The organism is Pelomonas cellulosilytica, from assembly GCF_021353265.1.
GTDB lineage: Bacteria > Pseudomonadota > Gammaproteobacteria > Burkholderiales > Burkholderiaceae_C > Pelomonas > Pelomonas cellulosilytica.
This window is the reverse complement of sequence record NZ_JAJTWU010000003.1, coordinates 251,777-266,937: the sequence shown is the minus strand read 5'-3', so window position 1 is coordinate 266,937 and position 15,161 is coordinate 251,777. Positions and strand designations below refer to the sequence as shown.

Below are 15,161 nucleotides of genomic sequence, written 5' to 3'. Positions count from 1 at the left end.
TTCACAATAAGAAACTCAGTCGCACCATTTGGGAAAACACGAAAACTCATGCGACACTGCGCCCCGCTCGCGGGTCTGGCCCGCGTCTTGCCCATACTTTTGCCCTTTGGATAGCCACTGCCGCCCGTAGAGGCGGAATCACCAGGAGACCGGCCATGTCAGCCCAGCCGCAAGAGTTTCTCGGCGCCGCCGCGAACGACCAAGACCCTCAGGAAACCAGGGAGTGGCTGGACGCCCTCTCGGCCGTCATCGGCGAGGAGGGCGGTGACCGTGCTCACTTCCTGCTCGAGACGCTGATCGACCACGCCCGCCAGGCCGGCATCGACGTGCCGTTCTCGGCCACCACGGCCTACGTCAACACCATTCCGCCGGAGCAGGAAGAGCGCTTCCCCGGCAACATCGAGATCGAGGAGCGCCTGCGCGCCTACATGCGCTGGAACGCGATGGCGATGGTCGTGCGCGCCAACCGCCACAACCCCGAGGACGGTGGCGATCTGGGTGGCCACATCTCGTCGTTCGCCTCGCTGGCCACGATGCTGGGCTGCGGCTTCAACCACTTCTGGCATGCCGACGACGGCGTGCACGGCGGTGACCTGCTCTACATCCAGGGCCACAGCGCCCCCGGCATCTACGCCCGCGCCTTCATGGAAGGCCGCCTGACGGAAGAGCAACTGCTCAACTTCCGCCAGGAAGTCGACGGCAAGGGCCTGTCGAGCTACCCGCACCCGAAGCTGATGCCGGAGTTCTGGCAGTTCCCCACAGTGTCCATGGGCCTCGGGCCCTTGATGGCCATCTATCAGGCCCGCTTCCTGAAGTACCTGCACGCCCGCGGCATCGCGGACACGAGCAAGCGCAAGGTGTGGGTGTTCCTGGGCGACGGCGAGATGGACGAGCCGGAATCGCTGGGTGCCATCGGCTTGGCTGCGCGCGAGAAGCTCGACAACCTGATCTTCGTCGTCAACTGCAACCTGCAGCGCCTGGACGGCCCCGTGCGCGGCAACGGCAAGATCATTCAGGAACTCGAAGGCGAGTTCCGCGGTGCCGGCTGGAACGTCATCAAGCTCATCTGGGGTTCCTACTGGGATCCGCTGCTGGCCCGGGACAAGGAAGAGATCCTGCGCAAGGTCATGATGGAGACCGTCGACGGCGACTACCAGGCCATGAAGGCCAACGATGGTGCCTTCGTCCGCAAGAACTTCTTCGGCAAGCATCCCAAGCTGCTGGAGATGGTGGCCAAGATGAGCGACGAGGACATCTGGCGGCTGCAGCGTGGCGGTCATGACCCGCAGAAGGTCTATGCGGCCTATCACAAGGCCGTCAACACCGTCGGCCAGCCCAGCGTGCTGCTCGTGAAGACCGTCAAGGGCTTCGGTATGGGCAAGATCGGCGAAGGCAAGAACACCGCCCACCAGACCAAGAAGCTGCAGGACGACGATATCCGCGCGATGCGCGACCGGTTCAACATCCCGGTGTCGGACGAAGATCTGCCCAAGCTGCCGTTCTACCAGCCGCCGGAAGGCTCGCAGGAACTGAAGTACCTGCACGAGCGCCGCCAGGCCCTGGGCGGCTACCTGCCCAAGCGCCGCCCGAAGAGCGACGAGAGCCTGAAGGTGCCGGAACTCGCGACGTTCCAGGCCGTTCTGGACCCGACTGCCGAGGGCCGCGAGATCTCGACGACCCAGGCTTATGTCCGCTTCCTGACGACACTCCTGCGCGACAAGGAAATCGGGCCGCGCACGGTGCCCATCCTGGTCGATGAGGCGCGCACCTTCGGCATGGAAGGCTTGTTCCGCCAGATCGGCATCTACAACCCCGCGGGCCAACAGTACACGCCGGTCGACAAGGACCAGGTCATGTACTACCGCGAGGACAAGGCCGGCCAAATCCTGCAGGAGGGCATCAATGAAGCTGGCGGCATGGCCAGCTGGATTGCCGCAGCGACGAGCTACGCGACCAACAACCGCGTCATGGTGCCGTTCTACGTGTACTACTCGATGTTCGGCTTCCAGCGCATCGGCGACCTGGCCTGGGCCGCCGGCGACATGCAGGCCCGCGGCTTCCTGCTGGGCGGCACGTCCGGCCGCACGACGCTGAACGGCGAAGGCCTGCAGCATGAGGACGGCCACAGCCACATCCTGGCCGGCACGATCCCGAACTGTGTCTCCTACGACCCGACCTTCGCGCATGAAGTCGCCGTCATCATGCAGCGCGGCCTGAAGCGCATGGTCGAGGACCAGGAAAACGTCTTCTACTACATCACCCTGTTGAACGAGAACTACCCGATGCCGGGCCTGAAGGCCGGCACCGAGGAACAGATCCTCAAGGGCATGTACCTGCTGGAAGAGGCCGATGCGTCCAAGACCGTCAGCGTCAACCTGCTGGGCTCCGGCACCATCCTGCGCGAGAGCCAGGTCGCCAAGATGCTGCTGGAGGAAGACTGGGGCATCGGTGCCAACGTGTGGAGCTGCCCGAGCTTCAACGAGCTGGCCCGCGACGGCCAGAACGCCGAGCGCTGGAACCTGCTGCACCCGACCGAGCTGGCCTGCGTGCCGTACGTGACCCAGCAACTGGGCCAGACCAAGGGCCCGGTCATCGCGTCGACCGACTACATGAAGAACTACGCGGAGCAGATCCGCGCCTTCATCCCCAAGGGTCGCTCGTACAAGGTGCTGGGCACCGACGGCTTCGGCCGTTCGGACTTCCGCTCCAAGCTGCGTGCGCACTTCGAGGTGAACCGCCACTACATCGTCATTGCCGCGCTGAAGGCGCTGGCCGACGACGGCGCCATTCCCGCGTCCAAGGTGGCCGAAGCCATCGAGAAGTACGGCATCGACGCGAACAAGATCAACCCGCTCTACGCCTGAGCCTCGGGGAGACAAGAACATGGCATTGGTTGAAGTCAAGGTTCCGGACATCGGCGATTTCGACGAGGTCGGCGTCATCGAGGTGCTGGTCAAGGTCGGCGACACCATCAAGGTGGAGCAGAGCCTGATCACCGTCGAGAGCGACAAGGCATCGATGGAGATTCCGTCGTCGACGGCCGGCGTCGTCAAGGAGATCAAGGTTGCCGTCGGCGACAAGGTCAGCGAAGGCAGCGTCGTGGTGCTGGTAGAAGCCGAAGGTGCTGCCGCGGCAGCGCCTGCACCTACTGCTGCGTCACCTGCGCCGGCCGCTGCTGCACCGGCTCCCGCGCCGGCGCCTGCTGCTGCCGCACCCGCGCCTGCGACGGGCGGGTCGGTTACCGTCGAAGTGCCCGACATCGGCGACTTCGACGAAGTGGCCGTCATCGAGCTGCTCGTGAAGGCCGGCGACACCGTCAAGGTCGAGCAGAGCCTGATCACCGTCGAGAGCGACAAGGCGTCGATGGAAATTCCGTCTTCGACGGCCGGTGTCGTCGAGGAGCTGCTGGTCAAGATCGGCGACAAGGTCAGCAAGGGCACGCCGCTGGCCCGCGTGAAGAGCGCCGGCGGCGTGGCCGTCCCGGCCGCAGCACCTGCGCAGGCGGCGCCCGCCGCCGCGCCGGTGGCTGCGCCTGCCGAGTCCAAGACGGTGCCGACCGCCGCGCTGCCGCCGCACCAGCCCACCGCGCCCACCGGCAAGCTGCCGCACGCATCGCCCAGCATCCGCAAGCTGGCGCGCGAGCTGGGCGTGCCGCTGGAAGAGGTCAAGGGCTCCGGTGCGAAGGGCCGCATCGTCGAGGGTGACGTACAGGGCTTCGTCAAGGCCGTCATGGGCGGAAAGGTCCAGACCGTCGCGCAGAAGGCCGCCGCACCTGCAGCGGCCGCGGGCGCTGGTGGTGCCGGCCTGAATGTGCTCGCCTGGCCCAAGGTTGACTTCGAGAAGTTCGGACCTGTCGAGCGCAAGGAGCTGTCCCGCATCAAGAAGATCTCGGGCGCCAACCTGCACCGCAACTGGGTCGTCATCCCGCACGTGACGAATCACGACGATGCGGACATCACTGAGCTCGAAGCCTTCCGCGTTCAGCTGAACAAGGAAAACGAGAAGGCAGGCATCAAGGTCACGATGCTCGCGTTCATGATCAAGGCGGCCGTTGCGGCGCTGAAGAAGTTCCCCGAGTTCAACAGCTCGCTGGATGGCGACACGCTCGTCCTCAAGAACTACTTCCACATCGGCTTCGCGGCAGACACGCCCAACGGCCTAGTCGTGCCCGTCATCAAGGACGCCGACAAGAAGGGCATCTTCCAGATCAGCCAGGAGATGTCCGAGCTGGCCAAGAAGGCGCGCGACGGCAAGTTGGGCCCGGCCGACATGACCGGCGGCTGCTTCTCGATTTCGTCGCTGGGCGGCATTGGCGGCAAGTACTTCACACCCATCATCAACGCGCCGGAAGTGGCGATCATGGGCGTGTGCAAGAGCTCGATGGAGCCAGTGTGGGACGGCAAGCAGTTCGTGCCGCGCCTGATGCTGCCGCTCAGCTTGAGCTGGGACCACCGCGTCATCGACGGCGCCGCGGCCGCGCGCTTCAACGTCTACTTCGCCAGCCTGCTCGCCGATTTCCGTCGGATCGCGCTGTAAGAAGGAGCTGAACTCATGGCACTCATTGAAGTTCAAGTTCCCGACATCGGCGACTTCGACGAAGTCGGCGTCATCGAGGTACTGGTCAAGCCTGGCGACACCGTCAAGGTCGAGCAGAGCCTGATCACCGTCGAGAGCGACAAGGCGTCGATGGAGATCCCGTCGTCGTCTGCAGGCGTCGTCAAGGAGCTCAAGGTCAAGCTGGGCGACAAGGTCAGCAAGGGCTCGGTCATCCTGTCGCTGGAAGCGGCGGGTGCAGCCGCGCCGGCGCCCGCTCCGGCAGCGCCTGCACCGGCCCCTGCCTCTGCCTCTGCCCCGACTGCAGCGGCACCGGTTGCGGCTCCTGCGGCTGCCACCTACAGCGGCAGCGCCGACCAGGCATTCGATGTCGTCGTCCTCGGCGGCGGCCCCGGCGGCTACTCGGCTGCCTTCCGCGCCGCCGACCTCGGTCTGAAGGTCGCTGTGGTCGAGCGCTATGCGACGCTGGGCGGCGTGTGCCTGAACGTCGGCTGCATCCCGTCCAAGGCGCTGCTGCACGTGGCTGCCGTGATGGACGAGGTCAGCCACATGGCCGACCTCGGCGTGGCCTTCGGTGAGCCCACCGTGGATATCGACAAGCTGCGCGCGCACAAGAACAAGGTCACCGGCAAGCTGACCGGCGGCCTTGCTGCCATGGCCAAGATGCGCAAGGTGACCGTGCTGCGCGGCGTCGGCACGGTTGTGGACGCGCAGCACCTGAGGGTCGAGGCGACCGAAGGCGCTGTCGGCCAGGCCAAGACCGGCGCGGCGCAGACCGTGGCGTTCAAGCGCCTCATCATCGCGGCCGGCTCGCAGGCCGTGCGCCTGCCCTTCCTGCCCAACGACCCGCGCATCGTCGACTCGACCGGCGCGCTGGAGATGCAGGTCAAGCCGCAGAAGATGCTCATCGTCGGCGGCGGCATCATCGGCCTCGAAATGGGCACGGTGTACTCCACGCTCGGCGCGCGTCTGGACGTCGTCGAGATGCTGCCCACGCTGATGACCGGCGCGGACCGCGACCTCGTCAAGGTCTGGCAGAAGTTCAACCAGAACCGCTTCGACAACATCATGTTGAACACGAAGACGGTCGCCGCCGAAGCCAAGCCGGACGGCATCTACGTGACCTTCGAAGGCGAGGGCGCCCCGAAGGAGCCTCAGCGCTACGACCTCGTGCTGCAGGCCGTAGGCCGCACGCCCAACGGCAAGAAGATCGGCGCCGAGAACGCCGGCGTCATCGTCGGCGACCGCGGCTTTATCCCCGTCGACGTGCAGATGCGTACCAATGTGCCCAGCGTGTTCGCCATTGGCGACATCGTCGGCCAGCCGATGCTGGCCCACAAGGCGGTGCATGAGGGCCATGTGGCGGCGGAGGTCATCGCCGGTGAACTGCTGGGCGACGACAAGCTCGCCAAGAGCCAGTTCGACGCCCGCGTGATCCCGAGCGTGGCCTACACGGACCCCGAGGTAGCCTGGGTGGGCATGACTGAGGACGAGGCCAAGGCCAAGGGCATCAAGTTCACCAAGGGCCTGTTCCCGTGGACGGCCTCGGGTCGTGCGATCGCCAACGGCCGCGACGAGGGCTTCACCAAGCTGATCTTCGACGAGGAAAGCCACCGCATCATCGGCGGCGGCATCGTCGGCACACATGCCGGCGACATGATCGGCGAGATCGCGCTGGCCATCGAGATGGGCGCTGATGCCGTGGACATCGGCAAGACCATCCACCCGCACCCGACGCTGGGCGAGAGCCTCGGCATGGCCGCGGAAGTGGCGCACGGCTCCTGCACGGACGTGCCGCCGGCCAAGCGCAAGTAGGGCGGGCCATGAGGCGCCTGCTCGTGCTCGCGGCGGTGCTGCTGGCACTGCAGGCGCAGGCCGAGCAGCGCGCCGTGGCGGTGCCGCCGCAGGCGACGGATGCGCGCCTCGGCGGCGACGAGCCGCCGCACACCGTCGTCTACGACCCCACGCTCGCAGAGCCGCTGTGGGTCTGGCTGCCCGGCACGCACGGTCGCGCGGATGCCGCGCACAAGGCGTTGTTCCAGGCGGTGCGGGACGCGGGCTTCCGGCTCGTCGGCCTGTCCTATCTGGACGGCGAGGCGGTGTCGCAGGTTTGCGTCGGCCCCCGGCTGCGTGCCCACCCGGCCTGCGCGGCCGCCTTCCGCCAGCAGCGCGTCTGGGGTGATGCCCCGTCGGCGCCGATCGCAGACCGCCCGGAGGATGCGATCGTGCCGCGCCTCACGAGGCTGTTGAGGTACCTCGCCGCGCAGGATCCCGAAGGCCAGTGGGCGAGCTACCTCGACGGCGACGAGCCTCGCTGGAGCCGCATCGTGCTGGCCGGCCAGTCCCAGGGCGGCGGCATGGCGGCCTACCTGGCGAAGACGCGGGCCGTGGCGGGTGTCATGATGTTTTCCGGCGGTTGGGACCGCGAGCCGAACGGCGCGCCGGCCCGCTGGTATCGGCTGCCCAGCGCCACGCCGCCAGCCCGTTGGCAGGCCACCTACAACGTCCGCGAGGCGCAGGCTGACCTGCTGGCCGACGTGTATGCCGCGCTCGCTATACCGCCCATGCAGGTGCATGCGCTGGACCTGCCCGTCGTCGCGCGCCAGCCGCATGGCGACGGCATCGTCAACCCGTCTTACGCACCGCTGTGGCGGGCCATGCTCGACTCGCTCAAGCCCCAGCCTTGAGAGTTCAGATGCGTGACGGGTACATGCGTGGGCAGTCTGCGGTGCCGAAGCGGTCTACCGGGATGCGAAATCGCATGCCCTCGCGCAATTCGGCCCAGCGCTCCGGCGTCACGCGGCAGACCCACGCGTGGTCCGCCCGGTCACGCAGCTCGACCTCGTAGAACGCCTCGCGCCGGCCCAGCCGTTCGCTGCCCGGCTGGCCCGGCGGCGCCATGCGCAGCGGCGGGCGCGGCCAGTCGGGGCGGTCGGCGGGGCCGCCTTCGCTCTTGACGATCCAGCTGCGTCTCCAGGCCAGCACGGTGTAGCGGCAATGCTCGCCGGGCTCGGCGCGCCGGCCTTTCGGGTCGGCCATGACGCGGCGGGTGATGTCGAAAGCGCCTTCCGGCAGCTCGTCGCACCAGTCCGAGCCGGTCTCGGCACGCAGCCGCTCGACGAGGATCTCCATGCGCCACGTGCGGCGGGTGAGCTCTACGGCGACACCCGACGGACCGAAGATCCACCACGCCAGCGCGGCGGCGGTGCCCAGCACCATGACGGCCAGCACCAGCGCGCGCAGCCGCGGCAGCCGCATCGGCGGGATCACGCAGCGTCGAACTGCGTGATGACGGCTTCTTCCCAGTGGGCCAGTTCCTCCTGGCCGATGTGCAGCCAGTCCATCGCCGCCTGGTGATGGCTCGCCCAGTCGGCATCCTCGGGCAGGCCCTCATTGCGGCGCATCAGGTGCTCGGCAATCAGGCCCACGGCGATCAGCGTGTGGATCTCGGGGTCGATGTCGGCGTGACCCAGCGCGGTGTAGTCGTGGTGCAGCCGGATGGCCGTCATCAGCGTGGGGGCCAGGTTCCACACGCGCACGACGAGGGCGCCGACGACGGCATGGTCGGTCTTGTGATTGGCGTTTTCCGTCGCGATGAAGGGCCGGTCAATGCGTGCGCCGGCCTCCACCATCGTCGACGCATAGCCGCGCACGCTCTGCAGCAGCACCGGCATGCCCACATGTAGGAACAGGCCGAAGCTGTGCGCCAGGTCGGGCGACAGGCCCGGCAGCTCGCGCGCGATCGTCGCCATCGCGATGGCCCGCTTGGTGCTGCGCTCCCAGAAACGCGACAGCTGCGGCGCGTTCGCGGTGATCGCATGGCGGGCGAGGAAGCCGGTCATCACGGCCACGCTCTCGTTCAGGCCGATGCGCGTCATGGCCTGACCTACGGTGACGCAAGGATGGCCCACGGGCTTGAACAGCGGGCCGTTGGCCACGCGCAGCAGCGTCGCGGCCATGGCCACATCGCTGGAGGCGATGCGGCTGACCGCGGTGAGGTCGGGCTCTGGCTCGGCCAGTGCCTTCTGCAACTGCACCAGCAGTTCCGGGCAGGGTGGGATCTGGATGTGCTGCAACGGGCCGCGGCGCCGGGACTGGTCGATGTCGTCCCGGATCCGTTGCGTACGGCTCGGGCTGGCGTGGGAAGGTGCCGGGTTCTGCATGATTCGAAAATCTTAGAGGCCCTGGCACCGCAGGGCGCGCGGGTACAGTGAATTGAACGCTGAGCGCCGTCAATCTTGCCCATTTCCACGACCTGTCTTGCCGCTCCGAGCCGGCGCCGCTGGTGGCTGGTGGCGCTCATGGTGCTGCCCTGGCTGGCCGCCGCGGCCTATGACGCCAGCCGCGTGCTGGAGGCCGCCGCGCGTCGCGGCCCCCGCGTTGCGGAGCAGGCCCAGGCGCTCGTGCAGCTGATCGAGCGCAGTGGCACGGAAGAGGAGTCCCTGCGGCTGCGAGACGTCAACGAGTTCTTCAACCGGCGCCTGGCCTTCAGGGACGATACGGTCACCTGGGGCGTGCCGGACTACTGGGCCTCGCCGCTGGAGGGGCTGGACAAACGCGCCGGCGACTGCGAGGACTACGCGGCGGCCAAGTACTTCAGCCTGGCCGCCAGCGGCGTGCCGACAGCGCGGCTGCGCATGGTGTACGTCAGGGCTCGGCTGGACGGACAGTCGCTGGCACACATGGTGCTGGCCTACTATGCCCAGCCGGGCGCCGAGCCGCTGATCCTCGACAACCTGCGGCCCGAGGTCCTGCCCGCATCCCAGCGGCCGGACCTCACGCCCGTGTTCAGCTTCAATACCGAGGGTTTATGGCAGGGCGTGGGGGCGGTGCAGGCGGGCGATCCGCTGGCACGCTTGTCGCTGTGGCGGGACCTGGTGGCCAAAGCTCGCGCAGAGGGCTTCTTGTGAGACTGAAGATGAGGGGAGCGACATGTCGTTGATGCGTCAGATCGCCTGGCTCGTGCTGGGCGTGGTGCTGGCCGCGCTGGTGGGCGCGGTCGGCGTGTCGACGCTGTCGGCCCGGCAGCTGATGCAGACGCAGCTGGAGCTGAAGAACGCCGACAACGCCCAGGCGCTTGCCCTGGCGCTATCCCAGCAGCATGGGGACGGCGAGCTGATCCGCCTGCTCGTCTCGGCACAGTTCGACACCGGCGCCTACGAGTTCGTCCGCTGGCGTGATGCGCAGGGGCGCACCATGTTCGAGCGTGCCGGCGGCGCCCGGCCCGGGCAGGCGCCAGCCTGGTTCGTCCAGTTCGTGGCCATCGATGTGCCGGCCGGCGTGGCCCAGGTGTCCAGCGGCTGGAACGCCATCGGCTCGGTCGAGTTGAAGAGCCAGTCCAGCTACGCGCACGATGCGCTGTGGCTGGCCACGCGCCAGCTGCTGGCCTGGCTGCTGGTCGTGGGCGCCGTCGCGCTGGCCGTGGCCTGGGTCGGGTTGCGGCGCATCCGCCGCCCGCTCGATGCCGCCGTGGCCCAGGCCGAGGGCGTGCTGGCGGGCAGCTACGGCCTCGTGAGCGAGCCGCGTGTGCCCGAGCTGCAGCGCCTCACCCGTGCGATGAACGCCATGGTGCAGCGCGTGCGAGAGTTGTTCGAGGCCCAGGCCAGCCAGCTCCTCGTGCTGCGCGAGCAGGTGCACCACGACCCGCTGACCGGTGTGTCGACGCGGGCCCACTTCCTGGCCGAGCTTGAAGCCGCCTTGCTGCGCGACGACGGTCCGGCGGTGGCCGGCCTCGTGCTCGTTCGGCTGCGCGACCTGGCCGGCCTCAACCAGCGGCTGGGGCGCGGTGCGGTGGACGATGTGCTGCAGACGGTGGTCACCGCGCTGCGCGCCTATCCGGAGTCCGTCGCCGGCTGCCGTGTCGGCCGCCTCAACGGTGCCGACTTCGCGCTGTGGCTGCCCGCGCAGGGCGTGGCCGCCGAGACGGCCCATGCGCTGGCCGATGCGTTGCGTGCCAGTCTGCCGGCCTTCGGCCCGGGCGTGCAGGTGGCGCTCGGGGCCATCGAGCTGCCGCGCGACCAGCCCAGCAGCGTCTGGCTGGGCGAGGCCGATGCCGCGCTGGCGCGGGCCGAGCACCTGGGAGAATCGCGCGGCGGCTTCGTTCTGGAGATCGTCGCGGCGCCGGGCGTGGGCCGCGCGCAGGGTGAGGGCCGCTGGCGCACCGAGTTGCAGGAGGCCGTTGCCGATCGGCGCGGCCGGCTCGCCGAGTACCCGGTGCGTGACCGCGCGGGCCGGCTGCTGCACCTGGAGTGCCCGCTGCAACTGGAACTGGACGGCGAGCCGGCGACCGCCTCGGTGTGGCTGCCGCTGGCCCTGCGAGCGCGGCTGACGGCTCAGCTCGACCTCTTCGCGGTGGGGCTGGCGCTTCGGGCCTCGTCGGCGGACGGTCAGCCGCGCTGCATCAACGTCGCTCCAGCCTCGCTGGGCGATGCCGGCTTCCTGCCGCAGCTGCGCGACCTGCTGGCCGGCGCGCCGCAGGCTTCGCGCCACCTGCTGCTGGACCTGGCGGAGGCCGCTGCCACCGAGCATTTCGACCGCCTGCTGGAGCTGGGGCGCCAGCTGCGTCCGCTGGGCGTGAAGGTGGGCCTGGAGCATGCCGGCGCCGGCCTGGCGCATGTGGAGCGGCTCTACCAGGCGGGCCTGGACTACGTGAAGCTCGACGCCTCCGTGCTGCTGGGTGTCGCCGGCGAGGCTGGCCGGGCCGCGTTCGTGCGCGGCATGGTCATCATGCTGCGCAGCCTGTCGCTGCAGGTCTATGGCGAGGGTGTCATCGACGGCTTGGACGCGCAGGCGCTGTGGGACTGCGATCTGGACGGCCTGACCGGGCCATGGGTCACGCTCGCGCCGGGCGCATGACGCCCGGCCCGGCGGGCGTCAGATCTTCATCTCCCAGCGCAGCTGCCACATCGTGTAGCTTGGGCCGCCGCTGGTGCTGGTGATGAGCTGGTCGCCGGTGCTGATGACGCTCCCGCTGAAATAGTCCAGTGCCGTAAGGTTGCTGGCCGACAGCCGCAACGACTGCTCCGGCGTGAAGTTCCACATCGCGAAGGCGTCGGTGACGGCCTTGCGGCTGGTCTGGGCTTCGGTCGTCAGCGTCTGCTGGATGACAGTGGACGGCGTCCAGTTCAGCGACGCGCCGATCGACAGCGGCATCGAGCGCAGCCGGTAGTCGAAGCCGAGGTTGGCCGTGCTCTTGGGCTGGGCGTCCAGCCGGTTGTTAGGGCCCGGAATGCCCTCGACCTTGGACGTGAAGAAGCTGACGTTGCTGCGGATGCTGATCGGCAGCGCATCGGCGAAGTATTCGTCGAGGCGGAACTTGGCCTCCAGCTCAAGGCCGGCGGTGCTGGCCTTGCCGATGTTGCGCGGCCGCGAGACCCAGCGCGGCGTCGCGCTCCAGGAGACGGTCTCGAGGCTCGTCACGTTGCGCATCAGGTCGCTGATGCGGCGGGCGAAGAAGTTGGCGCTGAGCAGGCCGCCCTTACTGAGGTACTTCTCGTAGCCGATCTCGAAGCCGGTGGCCAACTCCGGCTTCAGGTCCGGGTTGCCAGCGCGGTCGGGGGTGTTGGCCTGGTGCGGAACGGCACTGTTGATGCTCGGGCGCGCGATGAGGTCCTGCAGTTGCGGGCTGCGGTAGCTGCGCGTGAGGCTGGCACGGATGGCCTCCTTGCCGCTGGGGTCGAGCTTGTAGCGTGCATGGGCCAGCGGCGTCAGCACGGCCGAGCTGTTGCTGGCGGCGTAGTTGGCGGCGCTGCTCTTCGTGCGGATGCCTTCCCAGCGCAGGCCGGCGTAGAAATCCCATTGCTTGCCCGTGGCCCACTCGTCCTGCGCATAGGCGGCAAAGCGGGTGGAGGATGCGTCCAGGTCGTCGCCGAAATCGCCCAGCCCGGCTTGTGGCAGGCCGTTGACGAGTGTGACGCGGTTCTGGTCGCGGCGGGTGCCTTCGCCCTCCAGGCCGAACACGAGGCTGTGTTCGCTCTCCAGGCTGTGGGACAGCTTGGCGGCAGCGCTCCAGTTGCGGTCGCGGCTGTCGGTCGTGTCTTCCTGCAGTCGACTGTCCTTGCCGGCCAGGCGCTCCTGCCGCCGACTGTGGCTGTCGCCGCTGGCACCACCGACGCCGGTGCGCAGCTCCAGCCGCGTGTTGCTGCCCAGGCGGCTCTGGTACTGACCCATCAGCCGGGCCATCGTGAAGCGGTTGTCGCCGGTCGTGTCGACCTGGTCAAAGTCCAGAGCCGGGCCAGGCGTCGTCGTGCGCGCGACCGACGACTGGCTGCTGCTCTTGTTGGCCACGACGAAGGGCATCAGCGATAGGCTGTCACCGCCGCCCAGCTTGAGCTGCACGCGGCCGTTGAGGTTGAGCGCCTCGCGCGTGTCGCGGCTGATGCCGCGGGTGGACTGCAGCACGTCGCCGTTCGTCGCGACCGTGTGTGTGTCGACGTCGTTGATGACGTTGTCGATGCGCTCGCCGCGCATCGCGTTGATGCCGAGGTGGTAGGCGTTGCCGTCGCCGAAGACGTCGTTCCGGCTCCAGCTGACGTCCGGGTTCGCCTTGCCGCGCTCGACGTTGACGCCCGCGCGGAACTCGTTGGCCTTCTTCTTCAGCGCCTCGCGCAGCACGATGTTGATCGTGCCGGCCATCGCACGTGCGCCGTATTCGGCGGTGGGCGCGCGCAGCACCTCGATCCGCTCGACCTGCTCTGGCGGCAACTGGTCCAGCGCGAAGCCGGGCGGCATGCGCTCGCCATTGACGAGGATCTGCGTGTAGCCGCTGCCCATGCCGCGCATGCGGATGTCCCCGCCGCGCCCCGGCCGGCCGCCGGTCGTCACGCCCGGCAGCCGCTTGAGCACCTCGCCGACGGTGGAGTCGCCGAACTTATCGATCTCCTCGCGGCTGATGACGATCTTGCTGGCCGTGGACGCCCGGCGGATGGATTCGTCGCTCGCAGTGCCGTTGATCTCCACACGCTTGAGCTGAGCGGCGGCCTTGGGGTCAGCCGGCACCGGCGCGGCGTCCCTCGCGGGCCGGTTCGGCCGGGCCGGAGCGGATGCGGCGGCGTCGGGCGGCGTGGGCGCGTTCTGGGCCAGGCAGGCGCCGGCCAGGCCGCCGACCGCCAGCGCAGCGGTCATGGGAAGCAGTCGGGGGAAGCACATGCCGGCAGCTTGCCATGCTGCCGACGTGGTCTTGTGGCCCGCCGGTTAACGCAAAACTTCTTTACGGGTGCTGCTGTGAATCGCTCACCGGCGTGATGATTTGGCGGTGCATCGGCGCCAGCCGCGCCAGCATGCGGTTCTGCGCCGGGAACGGAATGCCGCGAGCGTCCATGGCCTGCTGGAGGATCTCGACCAATGCATTGAAGTCGCGCTTGCCGATGCCCAGGTCCGCGTGCACCGGCTTCATAGCCGCGCCGGTGTAGGCGCAGGGTCCGCCGGCCTCCTTGCATAGCTGTTCGGTCAGCCGTGCGACGAGGTTGTTGCGGTCCACGCGCTCGAAGAACCGCGCCGTGCGAGGGTCGGTGAACAGCCGCGGCACGAAGTCCTCCATGACGGCGCGGATGCCGGCCTCGCCGCCCCAGGCCCGATAAAGACTGTCGTCGGTCGGCGGCGTCTGCGCGCAGGCGGTGCAGTAGGCCAGCAGCGGGGCGGCGATGGCGGTCGGGCGCATGGCGGGCTCCTACAACGCGAACTGGATCGACAGATAGCCGCCGCTCTGCCGACGCGGCTGGACCGCCGGCGCGATGCGGCCCAGGTCCACCCATGCGGCCGTCAGCGACACATGCTTGGTGGGCGCCCAGGCGACGAACAGGTCGCGCCAGTTGTCTTCCTTCAGCGCCCCGGTTCCGAGTACGGACCCGTCGAGGTTGTCCGGCTTGGCGCGGAACTCCACGCCCACGGCCAGCCCCTTGGCCAGCAGCTTGACGAGCGACACCTCCGGCAGCGCTCGCCTGCCACGGCCCTCGGCGCCGCCGAAGCCGAGCAGACCGTTCTGGTTGGCGCGGGTGACGCGCACCGTGAGGTTGGCGAGCACGCCCGGCGCCAGAAACAGCTTGGTCGCGCTGACGTAGAGGTCCGTGCCGGTGTCCCTCGCGCCCAGCGGGCCCCGCAGCGTGAGGCCCAGCGCGCCGGCGTGGGTCCTCTTGCGCTCGAGCCCGATCGCAAGTTGCGGCAGCAGCGAGTCGCTGTCCAGCACGGCGTCGCCCCATAGCCTCGCCTTCACGGCGAGGATGTCCAGCTTCAGGTGCAGGCCGGGCAGGCCGAGCGGCTCGAGGTTGTCGCCGGTGTCCAGGTCCTGTCGCGCGATGCTGAACTCCACGCGGTCGTCCATCGACACCGCGGCGCCGAGGATGCGCAGGCCGTAATCGCGCGTCTGCACACGCGTCGCGAAGGCGGTGGCGCCTGCCTCGCCGCTCGTGGCGTAGCTGCCGGTCAGCGCCCACGGCGTCAGCCCGCCGCCGGCCGCACCGTCGATGCTGGAGACGCCGCCGGTCAACAGCAGCTTGCCCGAGCCCGCCCAGGCCGGCAAAGCGAGCAGGGCGGCGGTGAGCAGCAGGGCGGCACGTGGCATTGGCGTAGGCGCGCGAAGGGAGCGTCGCACTCTACGCACAACCCTGATG

At 68.7% G+C, this 15,161-nt stretch carries 11 protein-coding genes; 6 read left to right on the top strand and 5 right to left on the bottom strand.

The genetic code is table 11. From position 1 onward, the window contains the following. Positions 1-155 precede the first annotated feature (155 nt). Genes aceE through LXT13_RS08665 form a run of 4 tightly spaced genes read left to right on the top strand, consistent with a single transcriptional unit; the run spans position 156 to position 7,241 of the window. A complete protein-coding gene (gene aceE, locus LXT13_RS08690) occupies positions 156-2,864 on the top strand; it encodes a pyruvate dehydrogenase (acetyl-transferring), homodimeric type (protein WP_233371475.1) in 2,709 nt (902 codons plus the stop codon). 19 nt (positions 2,865-2,883) lie between these two features. After that, positions 2,884-4,536, top strand: a complete 1,653-nt coding sequence (gene aceF, locus LXT13_RS08685; protein ID WP_233371473.1) for a dihydrolipoyllysine-residue acetyltransferase — start codon at positions 2,884-2,886, stop codon at positions 4,534-4,536. A gap of 15 nt (positions 4,537-4,551) precedes the next feature. Beyond that, on the top strand, positions 4,552-6,369 hold the full coding sequence (gene lpdA, locus LXT13_RS08670; protein WP_255719351.1) for a dihydrolipoyl dehydrogenase: 1,818 nt from the start codon (positions 4,552-4,554) through the stop codon (positions 6,367-6,369). 8 nt (positions 6,370-6,377) lie between these two features. After that, the gene (locus LXT13_RS08665) at positions 6,378-7,241 is read left to right on the top strand and encodes a BPSS1187 family protein (RefSeq protein WP_233371472.1); all 864 of its coding nucleotides are present in this window, start codon (positions 6,378-6,380) and stop codon (positions 7,239-7,241) included. 4 nt (positions 7,242-7,245) lie between these two features. Here the strand turns inward: LXT13_RS08665 and LXT13_RS08660 are convergent, their stop codons facing one another. Continuing rightward, positions 7,246-7,824 carry a hypothetical protein gene (locus tag LXT13_RS08660; protein ID WP_233371469.1) on the bottom strand — a complete coding sequence of 193 codons (579 nt, stop codon included), beginning with the start codon at positions 7,822-7,824 and terminating at the stop codon, positions 7,246-7,248. Next, positions 7,821-8,717, bottom strand: a complete 897-nt coding sequence (locus LXT13_RS08655) for an HDOD domain-containing protein (RefSeq protein WP_233371468.1) — start codon at positions 8,715-8,717, stop codon at positions 7,821-7,823. The genes LXT13_RS08660 and LXT13_RS08655 overlap by 4 nt, the downstream gene beginning before the upstream one ends. 138 nt (positions 8,718-8,855) lie before the next feature. Between LXT13_RS08655 and LXT13_RS08650 the strand changes: the two genes are divergently transcribed. After that, a complete protein-coding gene (locus LXT13_RS08650; protein ID WP_233371467.1) occupies positions 8,856-9,464 on the top strand; it encodes a transglutaminase-like cysteine peptidase in 609 nt (202 codons plus the stop codon). Positions 9,465-9,486: 22 nt separating this feature from the next. Further along, positions 9,487-11,409, top strand: a complete 1,923-nt coding sequence (locus LXT13_RS08645; RefSeq protein ID WP_233371466.1) for a bifunctional diguanylate cyclase/phosphodiesterase — start codon at positions 9,487-9,489, stop codon at positions 11,407-11,409. Positions 11,410-11,427: 18 nt separating this feature from the next. Here LXT13_RS08645 and LXT13_RS08640 read toward each other — a convergent pair whose 3' ends face one another. The 3 genes from LXT13_RS08640 to LXT13_RS08630 form a co-directional block, all read right to left on the bottom strand. After that, positions 11,428-13,677, bottom strand: a complete 2,250-nt coding sequence (locus tag LXT13_RS08640) for a TonB-dependent receptor plug domain-containing protein (RefSeq protein ID WP_233371464.1) — start codon at positions 13,675-13,677, stop codon at positions 11,428-11,430. Positions 13,678-13,762: 85 nt separating this feature from the next. Further along, positions 13,763-14,212, bottom strand: coding sequence for a group I truncated hemoglobin (locus LXT13_RS08635; protein WP_233371462.1), 450 nt, complete (start codon positions 14,210-14,212; stop codon positions 13,763-13,765). A 9-nt stretch (positions 14,213-14,221) separates the two neighbouring features. Further along, positions 14,222-15,112: a DUF3034 family protein gene (locus tag LXT13_RS08630; protein ID WP_233371460.1), complete on the bottom strand. Its 891-nt coding sequence runs from the start codon at positions 15,110-15,112 to the stop codon at positions 14,222-14,224. Between the last annotated feature and the right edge of the window lie 49 nt (positions 15,113-15,161).